General features: G+C 67.3%; 13 protein-coding genes. 6 read left to right on the top strand and 7 right to left on the bottom strand.

The genetic code is table 11. The annotated features are described in order from the left end of the window. Positions 1-2 precede the first annotated feature (2 nt). The 3 genes from LGM71_RS06990 to LGM71_RS07000 all read left to right on the top strand — a co-directional run bounded on the left by LGM71_RS06990 (position 3) and on the right by LGM71_RS07000 (position 2,992). Positions 3-416, top strand: coding sequence for a MarR family winged helix-turn-helix transcriptional regulator (locus tag LGM71_RS06990; protein WP_059607248.1), 414 nt, complete (start codon positions 3-5; stop codon positions 414-416). A gap of 30 nt (positions 417-446) precedes the next feature. Continuing rightward, positions 447-2,234, top strand: a complete 1,788-nt coding sequence (locus LGM71_RS06995) for a chloride channel protein (protein WP_226114389.1) — start codon at positions 447-449, stop codon at positions 2,232-2,234. Positions 2,235-2,659: 425 nt separating this feature from the next. Next, the gene (locus LGM71_RS07000; RefSeq protein ID WP_174919636.1) at positions 2,660-2,992 is read left to right on the top strand and encodes a hypothetical protein; all 333 of its coding nucleotides are present in this window, start codon (positions 2,660-2,662) and stop codon (positions 2,990-2,992) included. A 112-nt stretch (positions 2,993-3,104) separates the two neighbouring features. On the opposite strand, the gene LGM71_RS07005 is transcribed toward LGM71_RS07000, so the two are convergent. Together LGM71_RS07005 and LGM71_RS07010 are read right to left on the bottom strand one after the other, a co-directional pair. Then, positions 3,105-3,425, bottom strand: coding sequence for a pyrimidine/purine nucleoside phosphorylase (locus LGM71_RS07005; RefSeq protein ID WP_124623015.1), 321 nt, complete (start codon positions 3,423-3,425; stop codon positions 3,105-3,107). A gap of 178 nt (positions 3,426-3,603) precedes the next feature. Continuing rightward, positions 3,604-4,506 carry a LysR substrate-binding domain-containing protein gene (locus tag LGM71_RS07010; RefSeq protein ID WP_059607242.1) on the bottom strand — a complete coding sequence of 301 codons (903 nt, stop codon included), beginning with the start codon at positions 4,504-4,506 and terminating at the stop codon, positions 3,604-3,606. 181 nt (positions 4,507-4,687) lie between these two features. Between LGM71_RS07010 and LGM71_RS07015 the strand changes: the two genes are divergently transcribed. Together LGM71_RS07015 and LGM71_RS07020 are read left to right on the top strand one after the other, a co-directional pair. Next, complete coding sequence (locus LGM71_RS07015) at positions 4,688-5,872, top strand: M20 aminoacylase family protein (protein ID WP_226114390.1); 1,185 nt, start codon at positions 4,688-4,690, stop codon at positions 5,870-5,872. 43 nt (positions 5,873-5,915) lie between these two features. Further along, complete coding sequence (locus LGM71_RS07020) at positions 5,916-7,235, top strand: MFS transporter (RefSeq protein ID WP_226114396.1); 1,320 nt, start codon at positions 5,916-5,918, stop codon at positions 7,233-7,235. A gap of 195 nt (positions 7,236-7,430) precedes the next feature. Here the strand turns inward: LGM71_RS07020 and LGM71_RS07025 are convergent, their stop codons facing one another. The 5 genes from LGM71_RS07025 to LGM71_RS07045 all read right to left on the bottom strand — a co-directional run bounded on the left by LGM71_RS07025 (position 7,431) and on the right by LGM71_RS07045 (position 12,599). Then, a complete protein-coding gene (locus tag LGM71_RS07025) occupies positions 7,431-8,534 on the bottom strand; it encodes a porin (protein ID WP_059533872.1) in 1,104 nt (367 codons plus the stop codon). A gap of 63 nt (positions 8,535-8,597) precedes the next feature. Further along, positions 8,598-9,017 (bottom strand): DoxX family protein, encoded by a 420-nt coding sequence (locus LGM71_RS07030; protein ID WP_174910266.1) that lies wholly within the window; start codon positions 9,015-9,017, stop codon positions 8,598-8,600. 176 nt (positions 9,018-9,193) lie between these two features. Continuing rightward, positions 9,194-10,471 (bottom strand): cytochrome c, encoded by a 1,278-nt coding sequence (locus LGM71_RS07035; RefSeq protein WP_124623021.1) that lies wholly within the window; start codon positions 10,469-10,471, stop codon positions 9,194-9,196. 2 nt (positions 10,472-10,473) lie between these two features. After that, entirely contained in the window at positions 10,474-12,093 is a 1,620-nt protein-coding gene (locus tag LGM71_RS07040) for a GMC family oxidoreductase (protein ID WP_059607234.1), read from the bottom strand. Further along, on the bottom strand, positions 12,093-12,599 hold the full coding sequence (locus LGM71_RS07045; RefSeq protein WP_124623025.1) for a sugar dehydrogenase complex small subunit: 507 nt from the start codon (positions 12,597-12,599) through the stop codon (positions 12,093-12,095). The genes LGM71_RS07040 and LGM71_RS07045 overlap by 1 nt, the downstream gene beginning before the upstream one ends. A gap of 304 nt (positions 12,600-12,903) precedes the next feature. Between LGM71_RS07045 and LGM71_RS07050 the strand changes: the two genes are divergently transcribed. After that, positions 12,904-18,936 (top strand): alpha-2-macroglobulin family protein, encoded by a 6,033-nt coding sequence (locus LGM71_RS07050; RefSeq protein ID WP_226114398.1) that lies wholly within the window; start codon positions 12,904-12,906, stop codon positions 18,934-18,936. The last annotated feature ends 10 nt before the right edge of the window (positions 18,937-18,946 follow it).

The following is an 18,946-nucleotide window of genomic DNA, read 5'->3' on the forward strand; positions in this document are numbered from 1 at the left end:
CAATGACCGATACCCGACGCTCGCTGACCAAAGCCGATTTCCAGCAACTGTCCGAGTTCCGCTACCAGATGCGCCGCTTCGAGCGCTTCTCCGAACGCGCCGCGCAAAGCGAAGGCGTGACGCCGCTGCAGTATCTGCTGCTGCTGCACATCAAGGGCTACCCGCATCGCGAATGGGCCACCATCGGCGAACTCGCCGAACGCCTGCAGGCGCAGCATCACGGCGTCGTCGCGCTGGTGACGCGCTGCGAGGCGCTCGGGCTCGTGAAGCGCAAGACGAGCGAAGCGGACCGCCGGCAGGTCGAGGTCCACCTCGAGGAAGCCGGCGAAACGCTGCTCGCCCGCCTCGCGGCCATGCACCGCACGGAACTGAAATCGCTCAAGGGCACGTTCCAGGTTCCGCAGATCGATTATTGACCCAGGCTTGACCAACCTTTCCCTGCTCCGATGAACGCACCACACAAACGCGATTTCTCGACCAACGAACGCCTGCCCAGAATAGCATTGCTGGCTGCCGGGATCGGCGTGCTCAGCACGCTGGCGGCGTTCGTGCTGTTGAGCCTGATCCACCTATTCACGAACCTGTTCTTCTTCCAGCAGTTCTCGTTCGCCGACCGCTCGCCCGCCCACAACACGCTCGGCGCGTGGGTGATCGTCGTGCCGGTGATCGGCGGGCTGATCGTCGGGTTGATGGCACGCTTCGGTTCGGAGAAGATCCGCGGCCACGGCATTCCCGAAGCGATCGAGGCGATCCTGTTCGGCAAGAGCCGCATGTCGCCGAAGGTTGCGATCCTCAAGCCGCTGTCGTCCGGCGTCGTGATCGGAAGCGGCGGCCCGTTCGGTGCCGAGGGCCCGATCATCATGACGGGCGGCGCGCTCGGCTCGCTGATCGCGCAATGTGTGCACGTGACCGCGGCCGAACGCAAGACGCTGCTCGTCGCGGGCGCGGCCGCCGGCATGACCGCCGTGTTCGGCACGCCGGTCGCCGCCGTGCTGCTCGCGGTCGAACTGCTGCTGTTCGAATGGCGTCCGCGCAGTTTCCTGCCGGTCGCGCTCGCGTGCGCGGTGGCCGGTTTCGCCCGCGCCGTGTTCTTCGGTGTCGGCCCGCTGTTTCCGCTGGCCACCGCATCGCCGACGCCCGTCGCTCTGCTGTCGTGCATCGTCGCGGGCCTGCTGTCCGGCATGCTCGCGTGCGGCCTGTCGGCCGCGCTGTACCGCGTCGAGGACGCCTTCGCGAAGCTGCCTGTGCACTGGATGTGGTGGCCGGCGCTCGGCGCGATCGTGATCGGCGTCGGCGGCTGGCTCGAGCCGCGCGCGCTCGGCGTCGGCTACGACGTGATCGGCGACCTGCTGCACCAGCACATCGCGCTGAAGATCGCGCTCGCGCTGCTGATCGTGAAGGCCGTGATGTGGGTGATCGCGCTCGGCTCCGGCACGTCGGGAGGCGTGCTGGCCCCGCTGCTGATGCTCGGCGCCGGCCTCGGCACCGTGCTGTCGCCGGTGCTGCCCGGCGGCGATCCGGCACTCTGGCCGCTCGTCTGCATGGCCGCGACGCTCGGCGCGACGCTCGGCGCGCCGCTGACCGCGATCGTGTTCGCGTTCGGCCTCACGCACGACGCGAACGCACTGCTGCCGCTGCTCGCCGCGACGCTCGTCGCACACGGCTTCGCGACCGTCGTGATGAAGCGTTCGATCATGACGGAAAAGATCGCGCGCCGCGGGTATCACATCTACCGCGAATACGGCGTCGATCCGCTCGAACGCCATGACGTGGCCGAAGTGATGACCTCGGCCGACGCACTCGTCGCGATCGACGGGGCCATGACGCTCGACGCGGTCGAGTCGCAGTACTTCGGCGTAAAGCAGACACACCGTGCATACCCGGTCGTGCAGAACGGCCGCCTGCTCGGCATCGTCGATCGCGCGACGCTCGACGCGCAGCGCGCGCAGGCCGGTCCCGGCGGCGTGGTCGCGAACGCGTTCGCCGAGCATGTGCCGGCCGTCGCGCAGGCGCACGAAACGTGCCGCGTGGTCGCATCGCGGCTCGCGATGCTCGGCCTTGAACGCCTGCCGGTCGTCGACGATCCGCAATCGCTGCGCATCATCGGCATCGTGTCGCGCAGCGACTTGATCAAGCCCGCGCTCCAGCACTTCGACGACGAACAGAAGCGCGAACGCTTCCGTCCGGTCGTACCCGTCAACCTGCGCGACGCAGGTATGCGCAAGGCGGGCTGATACGCACCGCGCGCGCCGCCGCGTCCGGCGTTTAAACTTCGTTGACAATCGATCGGACGAAAGTTTGTCATCATGGTACTCATGCGACGGGGCCATCATTCAGCCGTTCCACATCGTCATCCAATAAAGAAGCGTCGCGGCGCGACATGCAGACACATGCAGCACGCCGCGGCCGTCAATCCGCCACACCTCAGGGCAGCGAGCCGACCTCACGACGCATGACGTCGTTGTCGCGTCTCCACACGGACCGCGCACGACGCATGCCGCCGCGCGACAGAACGCATTGCATCCGGAGTGCCGTTTGGCAAGCGCGTTAACAACTTGTTTCGGAATCGCCGGAACCGCATTTGTCCGATGCAATCTCACAGGCACGCAGTTCTGCTGCGCATCCCACTCAATCAATCACGACTCGAGGGAGATAAAACGTGAACGTGAAATACTTACCGCTCATCGCATTGACCGTGGCAATTTCTGCTCACGCGGCCGATCCGGCCGTGCAGAACGTGGGACAAAGCCAGAAGGCCGCCCCGGACGTCTCGGCGTGCATCGCCAAGACCTGGGCCGACAAGTCGCAACAGCAGGTGATCTCGCAGAACGTGCTCGCGAACGGCCTCGCGACCGATGTCTACGCACCGGGCCAGCAGCCGCCGAACGGCGTGGCCGCGATGGTTCGCCCGTCGTCGAAGCCGGACGCGAAGACGTGGGTCGGCGTGCGCGGCGACGCGGCTGCCGCCGGCGACATCAGCGCCTGCCTGTAAGCCCCGCGCCGGACGGCGTTGCGCCGTCCGCATGCGACAAGCCCCGCCTAGGCGGGGCTTTTTTGTGTGGGCGCACGGGCCGCACGCACGCGTCGCGACCGTGCTTGCGCGCTTACAGGTAGCTGCAGACGTAGTCGAGCGTCTCGAGCACTTCGATGTCGAAGCGGCTCTTGCCCGGCACCGAGAACGATTCGCCGGCGCCGTAGGTCTGCCAGTCGCTGCTGCCGTCGAGCTTCACGCGGCACTTGCCGGCCTGCACTTCCATCAATTCGGGCGCGTCCGTGCCGAAGTTGAGCGCGCACGGCAGGATCACGCCGAGCGTCTTGCGCGTGCCGTCCGGGAAGAGCACGGTATGCGACACGCACTTGCCGTCGAAATAGACGTTCGCGCGCTTGACGACCGATACGTTGTCGAATTGGGTTGCACTGGTCATGTGATGCCTCTGATTGCTGGATGCCGGATGGCGTGTTGTCGGAAGCCGGCCGGGGCGGCAGGCCGGCCGCTATGATACCGGCTCGCGGCGGGCGTGCCGCAAGCGGGGCCGATCCTAGGCGTGCGACCAATAATCAGGATCACTATTCGATGCATTGTGTGGCCCGCATGGAGCATGCTCAACGGAGCCCCTTGCGTCGCGCGGAATCGCGCAGGCAGTCGAGCAGCATTGCCGCAGCCGGCGTGAGCGGACTGTCGCGGCGCGTGACGACCTGCACGGACACGCCGGGCAGCCGCTCGCGGATCGGCAGCACCACGAGCTGGTCGCGCGCCCACTCCCCTTGCAGCAGCTGTTCGGGCATCGACGCGATCAGGTCGCAGCCCGTCATCAGGCTGTGCGCGAGGCCGAAGCTCGGGCATTCGACGACCCGCTGCGGCACCGGCAGCCCGTATGCGATGAACGTGTTGAACAGCACCTGGGTCGAGCTTTCCGGCGACGGATTCATCAGCCAGTCGGCCTCGACGAGATCGGCGAGCGACGTGGCCGACGCGAGTGGATGCCCCTTGCGCGCGACGATCAATGATCGGCTCGCATAGAGTTCCGCGTGATCGAACTCGGCCGCCAGCAGTTCGGGCACGACGACGGCCACCGCGAAATCGAGGGATCCGTCGTGCAGCCGCGGCAGCGCGACGCCCGGAAACCCTTCGATCAGATTGACGCGCGCGACCGGAAAGCGCCGCCGGAACGCGCGAAACGCGTCGGGCAGGATCGTCACCGCGGCGGCCGGCGTGATCGCCGCCGCGACCGAGCCCGTCATCGCGCCCTGCGCCTGCTCGATGTCGTCGCGCGCACGCTGCATCTCGGCGACGATCAGCCGCGCGCGCACCTGCAACTGCTGGCCGAACGCCGTGAGCTGCACGCCGCGCGCGGTGCGCACGACGAGCGACACGCCGAGCGCGATCTCCAGTTCCTTGACCGCCTTCGTCAACGCCGCCGGCGACACGTTCAGGCGCCGCGCGGCCGCTCGGATGCTCCCTTCGTCCGCGACGGTGACGAACGCTTTCAACTGATGGTATTTCATGGCGGCATGCGTGATTCGTGGAAACCCCCGTGCAGCGCGGCGCATGCAGGCTCAGGGTATTCCCGAGCGGCAACCGGTGGTGTGCACCAAAGCAATTTAGCAGCTTCTGGTGCGCAAAAGAAATTTATATCCTTTACCGTCATATGCGCGTCAAACGTCCACCGGCCCCACAGGAGACACCATGCTGCAAGCCGTGAACCCCGTCATCCCCGGCATCGCCGCGATCGCCCCAGACCTCATCGAAGTGCGCCGCCGCATCCATGCGCACCCGGAACTCGCGTTCGAGGAAACGCTGACGAGCGATCTCGTCGCGGAACTGCTCACCGGCTGGGGCTACGAAGTGCATCGCGGCATAGGCAAGACGGGCGTCGTCGGCGTGCTGCGCGAAGGACAAGGCACGCGCACCGTCGGCCTGCGCGCCGACATGGACGCGCTGCCGCTCGCCGAGGCCACCGGCCTGCCCTACGCGAGCCGCCATGCGAACAAGATGCATGCATGCGGCCACGACGGCCACACCGCGATGCTGCTGTGCGCGGCGCGTCACCTGGCCGCGACGCGCCAGTTCTCCGGCACGCTGAACCTGATCTTCCAGCCAGCCGAGGAAAACTTCGGTGGCGCGAAATCGATGATGGACGACGGCCTGTTCGACCGCTTCCCGTGCGATGCGATCTTCGCGATCCACAACATGCCGGGCCGCGCCGCCGGCGACATGGCATTCCGCGCCGGCGCCGCGATGGCGTCGGCCGACCGCGTGACGATCACGCTGCGCGGCGTCGGCGGTCACGGGGCGATGCCGCACTTCGCACGCGATCCGATGTCGGCCGCGGGCAGCATCATGGTCGCGCTGCAGACGATCGTCGCGCGCGAGGTCGATGCGCAGCATGCGGCCGTGATCACGGTCGGCAGCGTGCAGGCCGGCGAGACCTTCAACATCATTCCCGAAACCGTCGTGATGAAGCTGTCGGTGCGCGCGCTGAACGCCGACGTGCGCGCGCTGCTCGCCCGCCGCATCGAAGCGCTCGCGAAGGGCCAGGCAGAAAGCTTCGGCCTCACCGCGGAAGTGGATTACGACTACGGCTACCCGGTGCTCGTCAACCATCCCGAACCCACCGCGTTTGCAGCCGACATCGCGCGCCGGATGCTCGGCGCCGAGCGTGTCGAGACCGAGGCCGCGCCGCTGATGGGCAGCGAGGACTTCGCGTTCATGCTCGAGGCGCGCCCCGGCTGCTATGCGTTCATCGGCAACGGGATCGGCAGCAAGGGCGGCTGCATGGTGCACAACCCCGGCTACGACTTCAACGACGACATCCTCGCGATCGGCGCGAGCTACTGGGTCCGCGTCGCCGAAGCCTGGCTCGCGGCCTGACGGCCCTTCATCACGCAGTTTCGCGCTTTAGCAGGGGAACCCCATGGAAACGTCCGCCCTTCCGTTCGCCGGGTCGCCGGCCGATGCCCGCGCCGCCGCGAAGAAACGCCGCCTGATCGCGGCCGCCGCGGTCGGCAACGCGCTCGAGTTCTACGACTTCACGGTCTACAGCTTCTTCGCCATCCTGATCGGCAAGCTGTTCTTTCCGGTCCACTCGTCGTTCGGGCAGCTGATGCTCGCGGTCGCGAGCTTCGGCGTCGGCTTCGTCACGCGTCCGCTCGGCGGCCTCGTGATCGGCATGTATGCCGACCGCGCCGGCCGCAAGAAGGCGATGATCCTGACGCTCTTGCTGATGGCGCTCGGCACCGCGACGATCGCGGTCGCGCCGACCTTCGCGCAGATCGGCATCGCCGCGCCGCTGCTGCTCGTGCTCGCACGCCTGCTGCAGGGGTTCGCATCGGGCGGCGAAGTCGGCGCGTCGACGACGCTGCTGCTCGAACAGGCACCGCAGCACCGCCGCGGCTTCTACGCGTCGTTCCAGTTCTCGAGCCAGGGGCTCGCCGCGCTCGCCGGCGCGCTGACCGGCGTCGCGCTCACGTCGACGCTCAATGCCGCGCAGCTCGAAAGCTGGGGCTGGCGCGTGCCGTTCATCATCGGCACGCTGTTCGTACCGCTCGGCTACTGGCTGCGCAAGACCGTCGAGGAAGTGCCGGCTGCCGCGCACGCCGCCACGCACGACGAGCCGGTCGCGTCGCTGCCGCTCGCCGACGTGCTGCGCCACCACGGCAAGGCCGTGTTCGCGGGCCTCGGCGTGACGATCGGCGGCACGTCGATCCACTACATCATCGTGTTCTACATGGCGATCTACGGCGTGCAGGTGCTGCATCTTCCGACCTGGCTGTCGATGACGGCAGGCTGCGTCGCCGGCGCCATCCTGATGCTGGTGACGCCGATCGGCGGCCACCTGTCCGACGTCTACGGGCGCAACCGAATCGTCTGGTGGACGCGCATCGTGCTGATGGCCGCGATCTACCCCGCGTTCGTCGCGCTGAACCGGTGGCCAGGCGCCGCGTCGCTGCTGTCGATCATCGCCGCGCTGTCTGTCGTGCACGCGATCAACATCGGCGCGACCGGTGCGATGCTCGGCGAGCTGTTCCCGCGTGCGGTTCGGGCGACCGGCGGTGCGCTCGTCTACAGCGTCGGCGTCGCGATCTTCGGCGGCTTCGCGCAGTTTTTCGTGACCTGGCTGATCGCGGCGACCGGCAACCCGAACGCACCCGCGTGGTATGCGATCGGCTGTGGTGCGATGACGCTGCTCGCCATTCGCTGCATGGACGAGAAGGCCGGGAAGGCACTCGATTAACTGACAGGCGATGCGCGGCACGTGCGCGGCCGCAACGTCGTCGATCCACCGACCCCGCCGGTTTCGGCGGGGTCTTTCCTTTTGTGTGATCGACACTGCTCACATGAACCGGCAGCGCCGGAGGACCGTCCGTCGCCGTAAACGCAACAAGGCACGGGCCACCGTCACCCGTGCCTTGCGTGCGCTACGCCTCGATCAGAACGTATGCATCATCCCGACATACGCGCCCGTCTGCGACTCGCCCGTCATCGGGCTCGTGCCCGACGTCGCGTCGCGCGGCGACGCGAGCAGCGAGAAGTTCGAGTTGCCGCCGTTGCGCACATACGCGACCGTCCCGTACAGGAACGTGCGCTTCGACAGGTTGTACGTCGTACCGAGCACGTACATGATCGCGTGCCCCGACGGATCGTGCGACGCATCGCCGCCGCCGTCACCGACCTTCACGTAATACCCGCCGCCCGTCACGGCCCACTGCGGCGTTGCCGTGTAGGTCGCGCCGAGCCAGTAGTGATCGGCGCGATCGGCGACGCCCGCCGGGCTATCCGGCGCCTGGTAGTGCGTATACGCGCCCTGGATCTTGAACTTCGACACCTTCACGTTCGCGCCGACGAAATACTCGCGCGACGCGGTGAAGATATTGCTGAACTTGCCGTTGTTGTCGCGCAGCTCGTCGTAGATGCCGCGCACGTCGAGCACCGGCGAGTGGTACGAGATCATGATCCCGTCCGAGCGGCCGAAGTCGTCGGCCGCGCCGTAGTTGAAGCCGCGCGACTGGTTGCCGAACGCATATTGCGCCTGCACGTCGAAGCCGCCGATCACCGGGCTGTGATATTCGATGTTGTTGCTGCTCTGCTGCCAGTTGCGCCCGCGCACGAGCGATGCGGACGAAAACGCCTGCTGCACGAACGGATCGAATTCCCACACGCCATCACTGTCGATGAACAGGTTGCGGCCGGCCTGCAACTGGCCCCACGTGTCGCTCTTCAGCCCGACATACGCGCGGCGCGACCACATGCGTCCGCCGCCCGTCGTGCCGTTCATCACCTGAAACGCGGTTTCCAGGTTGAAGACCGTCGACATCCCGCCGCCGAGATCCTCGACGCCTTTCAGGCCGAACATGCTGGTGCCCCAGTCGCCGCCTTCCGCGCTCCAGCGCGTCGAGCTGCCGTTGGGCGTCGCGATGTGGTTCAGGTATTCGACGCCGCCGTCGATCCGGCCGTACAGCGTCACGCTTGTCTGTGCGAACGCGGCCGCCGGCGTGGCGGCCACGATCAGCCATGCGAAATGTTTGAGTCGCAAAATGTTGCCCCCTCGGAGTCCCGACCGTCCGACACGCGCCCCATGCGCGCGCCGGCGATCCGTTTACCCGCGATCGATCGAAAAACGTCCGGGGCCCGCCGCGCAGAGCGCGAGCAGGCCGCCCGAGATCGCGATGTTCTTGTAGAAATGAATCATGTTGTTCATCTGCTCGCCGCCCGTCATCGTCCAGTAGTGGTGGCCGATCAAGCCGGTGCCGATCGCATACAGCGCAAGCAGCAGCGCGAGCGGCCGCGTCTGGAAACCGACGAGGATCGCGATGCCGGCGAACAGCTCCATCACGACGGAGATTGCCGCCGAAACGATCGGTGCAGGCGCACCCTCGCTTCCCATGAACGCGATCGTACCGGAGAAGTCGACGATCTTCTTCCAGCCGAACATCACGAACAGGATCACGAGCAGGATTCGGGACAGCAGCAGCAGCACATCGCGCTGGGAAGCGAGAAACGGTTGATTCGGTGTCATGGTGTGATCAACGAAAGCAGTGCGCGAACCGCGCGCACCGGATTGCCTGTGAACCGGAACGGGCGGCTGCCGGCCGCCCGCCCCGCTCTGCAACAACCGGCATCGGGGTCCGCCCGATGTGCTGTGCGCCTCCTCTTGTCAGTGTTGCCCTGCTTCGTGCCGCGTCGCGTCCGGCGTCAACGCGCCTTCGCGACGTCCTGCTCGGTCACCTTCGCGGCCGGATTGCCGAACTGGCCGGTCAGGTAGTTCGCCAGCGCGGCGATCTGCGCATCCGACAGCTCGTTGCGGAACGCGGGCATGCCGACGTCCTCGCTGCCGGCCTTGCGCTGCACGCCGTTCAGGATCACCTGCACCAGATTCGCCGGATTCGACGCACCCACCGTCGAGTTGTGGAACAGCGACGGGTAATAGCCGTCCGGCGTGCCCTTGCCCTGCATCTGGTGGCACGTCGCGCAGTTGCCGAGATACAGCCGCGCCGGATCGATGCCCGACGACGCGAGCGCCACGCCGCGCAGCTTCAGGCCGTCTTCCGCCGGCTTGCCCCACGACGAGCGCGACTGCTTCGCGTCGCCGCTGGCCACCGCCGGCACCGTGCGGATATACGTCGCGATCGCGCCGATGTCGGCGTCGGTCATCTTCGAGAAGCTGTGCTCGACCGCCTCGGCCATCGGACCGGCCGCCTGCGCGAGGCCCGGCACGCTGCCGGTACGCAGGTACTGGACGAGTTGCTGCTGCGTCCAGCCGCCGATCCCCGCGTTCGGGTCGGACGTGATGTTGTAGCCGTCCCAGCCCGCGAGGACCGAACCCGACAGGAAGCTGCCGCCCGTCTCGTCGAGCGACTTCTCCTGCATCGCGATGCCGCGCGGCGTGTGGCACGTGCTGCAGTGCGCGAGGCCCTGCACCAGGTACGCGCCGCGGTTCCACTCGGCGCTCTGCGTCGGCTTCGGCGCGTACGCGCCGTCCTTCAGGAACAGCCAGTTCCAGATCTTCAGCGGCCAGCGCATGCTCAGCAGCGCGGGAATCTCGTTCTTCGGCGGCGTCTGCTTGACCGGTTCGACACCGTGCATGAAGTACGCATACAGCGCCTGCACGTCGTCGTCGTTGATCTTCGCGTACGACACGTAAGGCATCGCCGGGTACAGGTTGTTGCCGTTCTTCGACACGCCGTGACGCACCGCGCGCTCGAAGTCGTCGAACGTCCAGTTGCCGATGCCGGTGTCCGGGTCGGGCGTGATGTTGCTCGTATAGATCTTGCCGAGCATCGGCACCGGCATGCCGAGGCCGCCGGCGAACGGCTTGCCGCCCTTCGCGGTGTGGCAGGCCATGCAGTCGCCCGCGACCGCGAGATATTCGCCGCGCTTGATCTGCGCGGGATCGGCCGAGTCGGCCGCGCGCACGAGGCCCGGCAGCGCGAGGCAGCCAGCGAGGAGGAAGGTGAGAGTAGATTTCCGCACGGTCAGACTTCCTTCTTCAGCGTGTCCGACATCCGCAGCGCCAGCGCCGCGATCGTCAGCGTCACGTTCACCGTACCGACGGTCGGCATCGTCGAACTGCTCGAGATGAACAGGTTCGGATGGTCGAACGTGCGGCAGTCCTTGTCGACGACCGAGTCGCGTGCATCCGCGCCCATGATCGTCGCGCCCGTGATGTGGTTGTTCGGCGCGAACTCGTCGTTGAACACGACGTCCGTGCCGCCCAGCACCTGCGCCGCGGTCGCATAGACTTCGCGCGTGTGCACGGCGCCGCGCTTCACGTAGTCGTCGATCGCATAGGTGATTTCCGGGCGCGGAATGCCGATCGCGTCGGTGGCGGTCTTGCTCGGCACGATGCGGTTCTCGGGCTGCGGCAGGATTTCGTGGAAGCAGTCGAACTGCACGTAGCGGGCCGAACGATCGCGGATCTGCGCGTCGAGCTCGTCGGACTTCATCAGCTTGCCGGCCTTGAAGATCTTCTGCGTCTCCTGATTGATGCGCGACATGTTCGACAGATGGATCTTCTTCGCGGCTTCGGTCGCGCGGAACGGACCGTCGCGGAAACCGATCAGCGACGTCATTTCCTGCGGGCCGCGACCCGGCCACAGCTTCTCGCTCGCATAGAACGACACACCCGTGCCCGGGTGGTCCATCAGGTTGCGCCCGACCATGTCGGAGCTGTTCGCGACACCGTTCGGGAAGTCGCGGTTCGCCGACATCAGCAGGATCTTCGGCGTCTCGATGCCGTTCGCGGCGACCACGAAATACTTGCCCTCGACGCGATGGTCGGCGCCCGTCTTGTCCTTGTAGATCGCGGCGACGATGCGCTTGTCCGGACCCGTCTCGAGCTTGTAGACGACCGCGCTGTCGATCAGCTTTGCGCCGGCCTGCTCGGCCTTCTCGACGTGCACGATGCCGTTGTACATCGCACCGATCGGGCAGATCGGCATGCAGTTGTTGTTCCCGCAACAGGTTGGCCGGCCGTCGTACGGACGGCTGTTGCGCGCGACCGGTTCGGTCACCACGTGGAACTTCGGGTCATGGCCGTTGAGCGCGCTCTTGATCGTCTGCTCGTTGAACGACAACGGCAGCGGCGGCATCGGATACGGCTGCTTGCGCGGCGAGTACAGGTCCTCCTCGGGGCCGGGGCCCCACACGCCGAGTTCTTCCTCCGCGCGCTGGTAGTAATGCTCGAGGTCGTCGTACTGGATCGGCCAGTCGCGACCGACGCCGTACACGGTCTTCATCTTGAAGTCGTTCGGGATGAAGCGCCACGCCGACGCAGCCCAGTGCCACGTCGTACCGCCCACCGCGCGGATGTACTGCGAGTTGAACTTGTGCTCGCCCTTCAGGACCAGGTAGTCGTTCGGCGGGCCGTATTCCGGATGCGGCGCCCACGGGCTCGACGGGTACGGCGCCATGAAGTCCGTCTTGTCGGGCTGGTTGCGGAAGCGTTCGACGATTTCCCAGCGCGGCATGCGCGGGCCTGCCTCGAGCAGGATCACCGACTTGCCGGCCATGGCAAGCTGGTGCGCGACGATCGCGCCTGCGACACCGGATCCGACGACCACGACGTCGGCTTTTTGCGTATCGGTATCGGCCATCAGGCTTGCCTCTCGATCGGTTTTTCGGCCCAGAAGCCGGGTTTGTTGGGGCAATACGAAGGAATCACGAGCGTATCGGATACGACGCTGAACATTAATGCTTCCTCGTACGTAATCACGACGTTGTCGACGATGCCGAGATACCACGCTTCGAGAATCGACAGCGCGGAGGCCTGCTGATCGGGACTCAATGAACCGGATGCGAGCGCGCCGGCGAGTTGCGACAGACCGTCGGCGGTCTTGAACGAGCCCTTCTGCAAGGCCTGCAGGAAGCGGTCGCCGAGCACGCGGCTCAGCCCTTTCTTGCCTGTCAGTGCTTCGGAGAGCGTCATGAACGTATCGAGCGGCGCGGCGCCGGGATTATCGGCCAAGGCTCGCAACGCCAGCGAGCCGGTGAGGCCTGCCGCCGTCAGCGCCAGTGCGCCCTGCAGCCATTGACGCCGCGTGATGCCGGATGCGGCTGCGTCGCGATCGCGACGCGAGTGGGGGGTGTTGTCGTTGTGCATGTTTCCTTCTCTCGAACACCGGATTCGGGAAAACCACGCTTGATATTTCTCAAACTTTCGCGCGGCCCTGAAATGTACGCGCACAATTCGAATTGGACAATGCTTTTATAGTCCAATAAATGTTCCGCAATCCGAGACAATCGACATTTCGCTGCATTTTTGTGTCGTCGACGCGACAATTCTGCTTCGGAATGCCGGCGTGTCGCAAGCCGGCGACACGCCGTCTCCATTCATCCGCTCACATGCGCGTCGGTTAGAATCGCGTGCAATCAAACAGAAAGCTTCCCTCCGAGGGCATCGAGCGATGAAGCAGCACGACAAGCACAACAATACGAATTCAACCCGTCACACCAAACGGCTGCTCTGGCGCATCGGCGCGGTCACGGCGCTCGGCGCTGCCGCGGCACTGTCGCTGCATGCGGGCGCCGCACGCACGGTGAGCGTGTCGCCGCAAGGCACCGTCACCGAAGTGCGGCAAAGCGTCGTCAAGTTCGACGAACCGATGGTCGCGTTCGGTTCCGCCTCCGCGCCGAGTCCCGCGCGCATGACCTGCAACGACTCCACCGCCGCACGCGGCCAGGGACACTGGCTCGACGACAAGACGTGGGTCTACGATTTCGAGAACGACCTGCCGCCCGGCGTGCGCTGCTCCGTCGCGCTCAACGACACGCTGCGCTCGGTCGCCGGCAATGCGGTCAGCGGCCCGCGCCGCTTCACGTTTCAGACCGGCGGCCCGTTCCCTGTGACGGTGCGCCCCGGCTCGCGCGAGATCGAGGAGCGCCAGGTTTTCGTGCTGAAGCTGAACGGCCCGGCCGAGCCGCGCTCCGCGCTCGCGAACATCTGGTGCGAAGCGGTCGGCATCGGCAACCGCATCCCCGTCACGGCCGCCGACGACGATACCCGCAACGCGCTGCTCGACCACTTCGGGCTGAAGAAGGACGCCGCGCGCGTGCTGACGCTGTCGTGCGCGCAGGCGCTGCCCGCGAGCGCGAAGATGCAACTCGTCTACGGCAAGGGCGTCGCGAGCCCGAGCGGCATCGCGAACGACACCGAGCGCCGCTTCGACTTCACCGTGCGCGCGCCGTTCGCCGCGAGCTTCTCGTGCGAGCGCGAAAATGCGAAGGCGCCCTGCACGCCGCTGCGTCCGCTCACGCTGTCGTTCAATGCGCCGATCTCGCGCAAGAACGCCGAGGCGATCAAGCTGCGCGGCCCTGACGGTTCGCTTTCACCGACCTTCGCGGCCGACGATCACAGCGACGAAGTGACGACCGTCACCTTCAACCCGCCGCTGCCCGCGCAGGAGAACCTGACGATCGAGCTGCCGTCCGGCCTGCACGACGTGACCGACCGCGCGCTCGCGAACGCAGACCTGTTCCCGCTCGCAACGCGCACCGCGCCGATGCCGCCGCTCGCGAAATTCTCGTCGGGCACCTTCGGGATCGTCGAGCGTTTCGCCGAACCGGATACGCCTGCGCTCGTGCCCGTCACACTGCGCAACGTCGAGGCCGACCTGCATGTCGCGGGCCTCAACACGAGCGGCGCGCAATTCTCGAACCTGAAAGTCGACGACGACACCGCGATTCGTCAATGGATGCGCACCGTCGAGCGCTTCGACAACTGGTCGATGACGGCCGGCACGATCGACGAGCGCATCCCGGGCCTGCTCCGTCGCAAGGGCCAGCACCCCGTCTACGTGCCGCTCCAGGCCGGCGAAAAGATGCCCGCGCCGCAGAACCGTCGCATCGACGTGCGCTCGCTGTCGCTGCTCGCCGGAGAGCCGGGTGCGCAGGCACTGACGTTGCCGAAGGCCGATCCGAAGGCGCTGCGTCCGTTCGAGGTCGTCGGCGTGCCGATCGAAAAACCCGGCTTCTACGTGCTCGAACTCGCGTCGCCCGCGCTCGGCCGCTCGCTGCTCGCGAAGCCGTCGAGCATGTACGTACGTACCACCGTGCTCGTCACGAACCTCGGCGTGCATCTGAAACAGGGCCGCGAGAACAACCTCGTGTGGGTCACGACGCTCGACAAGGGCAAGCCCGTGCCGAACGCGCGAATCCGCGTGTCGGATTGCAACGGAGACGAAATCGCGTCCGGCAAGACCGATGTGCACGGCCTGCTGAAGATCGACGGTGCATTCGAGCCGAAGCACGAATGCAGCCAGTCGGAGCGCTTCGACGACTACTTCGTGTCGGCGCGCGTCGACGATCCCAGGACCGGCCCGGACATGGCGTTCGTCAGCTCGAACTGGAACCGCGGGATCGAATCGTGGCGCTTCAACGTGCCGACCGACACCGACAGCGCGCCGACCGTGCGCGCGCATACCGTATTCGACCGCACGCTGCTGCGTGCCGGCGAAACCGTGTCGATGAAACACTTCCTGCGCACCGAGACGCTGCAGAGCCTCGCGTTTCCGGCGCAATACCCGACGCGCGTGACGATCCGCCACCTCGGCTCCGACCAGACCTACAAGCTGCCGCTCACGTGGTCCGCCGACCACAGCGCCGACACGCGATTCACGCTGCCGCCCGCGGCGAAGCTCGGCGAATACAGCGTCTCGCTCGAAGGCGGCCCCGACGATGCACCGACCGCCAGCTACTACAGCGGCAGCTTCCGTGTCGAGGCATTCCGCCTGCCGGTGCTCAAGGGGTCGATCGGCGCGCGCGACGCGCAGAAGAGCCCGCTCGTCGCGGTCAAGGAAGCGCCGCTCGCGGTGCAGATCGACTACGTGTCGGGCGGCGGCGCATCGAACCTGCCCGTGCAGGTGTCGGCGCTGATGAAGTGGGCGTCGCCGCCGTTCGCGGATCGCTTCGAGGACTTCAGCTTCACGCCGTATCGTCCGGAGCGCAGCGACGGCAATGCCGACGACGATGCGCAGGACGGCGACAGCGCATCGGCCGCGAACAACGATCCCGACGCGACCCGGTTGATCGCGGACAAGCTGCCGCTGACGCTCGACCGCAACGGCGCGGGCACCGTCACGCTCAAGGGCCTGCCCGACGTCGACGCGCCAAAGCGCATCGCGCTCGAGGCGACGTTCGCGGACCCGAACGGCGAAGTGCAGACGATCCGCGGCGACACGATCCTGTGGCCGGCCGCGGTCGTGGCCGGCATCAAGGCCGGCCGCTGGGTGTCGGTCGGCCAGCGCGTGCCCGTGCAGGCGCTCGCGGTCGACCTGCAGGGCAAGCCGCGCGCATCGGTGGCGGTCGAGATCAAGGGCGTCGCGCACATCACGACGTCGTCGCGCAAGCGGATGGTCGGCGGCTTCTACGCATACGACAACAAGAGCGACACGCGCGACCTCGGCGTGCTGTGCTCGGGCAAGACCGACGACAAGGGCCGCATGGCCTGCGACGCGACGCTCGAACAGGCCGGCAACGTCCAGTTGATCGCGGTCGCGAAGGACGGCGACGGCCGCACGTCGAATGCGTCGACGTCCGTCTGGGTCACGCGCGAGGACGAACTCTGGTTCGGCGGCGACAACACCGACCGGATCGACGTGATCCCGGAAAAGACGTCCTACGAGGCGGGCGAAACGGCCCGCTTCCAGGTTCGCATGCCGTTCCGCTACGCAACCGCGCTCGTCGCGGTCGAACGCGGCGGCGTGATGGAAACGCACATCGTCGAACTCAACGGCAAGAACCCGACCGTCGACCTGAAGGTCGGCGAATCGTGGGGGCCGAACGTGTACGTGTCGGTGCTCGCGTTGCGCGGCCGAATTCGCGAAGTGCCGTGGTACTCGTTCTTCACCTGGGGCTGGAAGGCGCCGGTCGAATGGGCCCGCGCGTTCTGGCGCGAAGGCCGTCACTATGAAGCGCCGACCGCGTTCGTCGATTTGTCGAAGCCCGCGTTCCGCTATGGCCTCGGCGAGATCAAGGTCGGCACGGGCGTGCATCGTCTCGGCGTGTCCGTGACGACGGACGCGACGCGGTACACGGTGCGCAGCAAGGCGCAGGCGCACGTGAAGGTCACGCTGCCGAACGGCCAGCCGGCGCCAGCCGGCACGCAGATCGCGGTCGCGGCCGTCGACGAGGCGCTGCTCGAGCTGATGCCGAACAACAGCTGGGACCTGCTCGACGCGATGCTGCAGCGACGCGCGTACGGTGTCGAGACGGCCACCGCGCAGATGGAAATCGTCGGCCGCCGCCACTTCGGCCGCAAGGCCGTGCCGGCGGGCGGCGGCGGCGGCAGCTCGCCGACACGCGAGCTGTTCGACACGCTGCTGCTGTGGAACCCGCGCGTGACGCTCGACGCGAACGGCAGCGCGACCGTCGAAGTGCCGCTGAACGACGCGCTCACGCGCTTCCGGATCGTCGCGATCGCGGCGGTCGGCCCCGATCGCTTCGGCACCGGCAGCACGTCGATTCGCAGCACCCAGGATCTGCAACTGATCTCCGGACTGCCGCCGCTCGTGCGTGAAGGCGATGCGTTCCGCGCGCAGGTCACGCTGCGCAACACGACCGACCGCGCGATGCAGGTCGTCGTGACGCCGCGCGTGACGGGCCTCGACGTCGCGCCGCAAACCGTGTCGCTCGCGGCCAATGCGGCGACGGAGGTTGCATGGACGATCACCGTGCCCGAGCAGGCGCTCGACGCGGCCGGCGCATTGAACTGGCGCATCGAGGCGGCCGAGCAAGGTGGCAAGCGCGCGTCCGATGCGCTGGCCGTCGCGCAGAAGGTCGTGCCCGCGCTGCCGGTCACCGTGCAGCAGGCCACGCTCACGCAGGTCGACGGCACGCTGACGGTGCCCGTGTCGGCTCCGGCCGGCGCCGTCAACAACGCACAGGGCGCGCCGCGCGGCGGCATCGCCGTGTCGCTGCAGTCGAAGCTCGCCGACGGCCTGCCCGGCGTGCGGCGCTGGTTCGAGCGCTATCCGTATCGCTGCCTCGAACAGCAGACGTCGCGCGCGATCGGCCTGCACGACGCCGCGCAATGGCAGGCGCTGGTTGCACGCATGCCCGTGTACCTCGACAGCGATGGCCTCGCGAGCTACTTCCCACCGTCGTCCGACGATGCACACTACGGCAGCCCGACGCTGTCGTCTTACCTGCTCGTGGTCGCCGACGAGGCCGCACGCCTCGACGCGCGCTTCGCGCTGCCGGAAGACCTGCGCACGCAGCTCGAGGCCGGGCTCGCACGCTTCGTCGATGGCCGCATCGAGCGCAACGCGTGGGCGCCGCGCCAGGATCGCGATCTGCGCAAGCTCGCCGCGATCGAGGCGCTGTCGCGTTACGGTGCAGCGCAGGGCCGCATGCTCGGTTCGATCGAGATCGCACCGAACCAGTGGCCGACGTCGGCGGTGATCGACTATCACGCGATCCTCACGCGTGTGAAGGACATCCCGCAGCGTGACGAGAAACGCGCGCAGGTCGAGCAGATCCTGCGTGCGCGCCTCACGTACCAGGGCACGCAGCTCGTGTTCTCGACCGCGCGCGACGACGATCTGTGGTGGCTGATGACGAGCAACGAGACCAACGCCGCGCGTCTCGCGCTGGAATTCGCGGGCGACCCGGCGTGGAAGGACGAGATGCCGCGCATCGCGACCGGCCTCCTCGCGCTGCAACGCCAGGGCGCATGGCAGACGACGACGTCGAACGCGCTCGGCCAGCTCGCGATCGAACGCTTCTCGCGCACCTACGAGAGCACGCCGGTGGCGGGCACGACGAAGGTCGCGCTCGGCGGCAACGAGCGCGCGATTTCCTGGTCGCAGCCGCCGGCGCCCGCCGACGCCCCCGCGTCGGCCACCGCCGCGACCCGCGCCGCCGCCGCGCGCAGCGTGCTGATGCCGTGGCCGCGTGCGGCGCAGGCGCCGGCCACGCTGTCCGTCATCCAGGACGGAACGGGCCGCCCGTGGGCGACCGTCGAAAGCCTCGCGGCCGTTCCGCTGCGCGCGCCGTTCGCGGCCGGCTACCGGATCACGAAGACGGTCACGCCCGTGTCGCCCGCCGTCAAGGGCGTGCTGACGCGCGGCGACGTCGTGCGCGTGCATCTCGACATCGATGCGCAGAGCGACATGACGTGGGTCGTCGTCAACGATCCGATCCCGTCCGGCGCGACGATCCTCGGCTCCGGCCTCGGCCGCGACTCCGAAGCCGCGACGCAGGGCGAAAAATCCCCGGACGGCGCGTGGCCGGCGTTCATCGAACGCGACTTCGACGGCTACCGCGCGTATTACGACTATCTGCCGAAGGGCAAACTCTCGGTCGAATACACGGTGCGGCTGAACAACGTCGGCACCTTCGGGCTGCCGCCGACGCGCGTCGAGGCGCTGTACGCGCCGTCCGTATATGGCCTGTGGCCGAACCCGCCGATGACCGTGAAGCCGGCCGACGCGGGCAAGTAACGAGTACGTG

This window comes from Burkholderia sp. AU33545, assembly GCF_020419685.1.
Taxonomy (GTDB): domain Bacteria; phylum Pseudomonadota; class Gammaproteobacteria; order Burkholderiales; family Burkholderiaceae; genus Burkholderia; species Burkholderia diffusa.

Bases quoted from the DNA above. Each gene is read 5' to 3' on its own strand.
- LGM71_RS06990 (WP_059607248.1), top strand. From the start codon at position 3: ATGACCGATACCCGACGCTCGCTGACCAAAGCCGATTTCCAGCAACTG.
- LGM71_RS06995 (WP_226114389.1), top strand. From the start codon at position 447: ATGAACGCACCACACAAACGCGATTTCTCGACCAACGAACGCCTGCCC.
- LGM71_RS07005 (WP_124623015.1), bottom strand. From the start codon at position 3,425: ATGACCAGTGCAACCCAATTCGACAACGTATCGGTCGTCAAGCGCGCG.
- LGM71_RS07010 (WP_059607242.1), bottom strand. From the start codon at position 4,506: ATGAAATACCATCAGTTGAAAGCGTTCGTCACCGTCGCGGACGAAGGG.
- LGM71_RS07015 (WP_226114390.1), top strand. From the start codon at position 4,688: ATGCTGCAAGCCGTGAACCCCGTCATCCCCGGCATCGCCGCGATCGCC.
- LGM71_RS07020 (WP_226114396.1), top strand. From the start codon at position 5,916: ATGGAAACGTCCGCCCTTCCGTTCGCCGGGTCGCCGGCCGATGCCCGC.
- LGM71_RS07030 (WP_174910266.1), bottom strand. From the start codon at position 9,017: ATGACACCGAATCAACCGTTTCTCGCTTCCCAGCGCGATGTGCTGCTG.
- LGM71_RS07040 (WP_059607234.1), bottom strand. From the start codon at position 12,093: ATGGCCGATACCGATACGCAAAAAGCCGACGTCGTGGTCGTCGGATCC.
- LGM71_RS07045 (WP_124623025.1), bottom strand. From the start codon at position 12,599: ATGCACAACGACAACACCCCCCACTCGCGTCGCGATCGCGACGCAGCC.
- LGM71_RS07050 (WP_226114398.1), top strand. From the start codon at position 12,904: ATGAAGCAGCACGACAAGCACAACAATACGAATTCAACCCGTCACACC.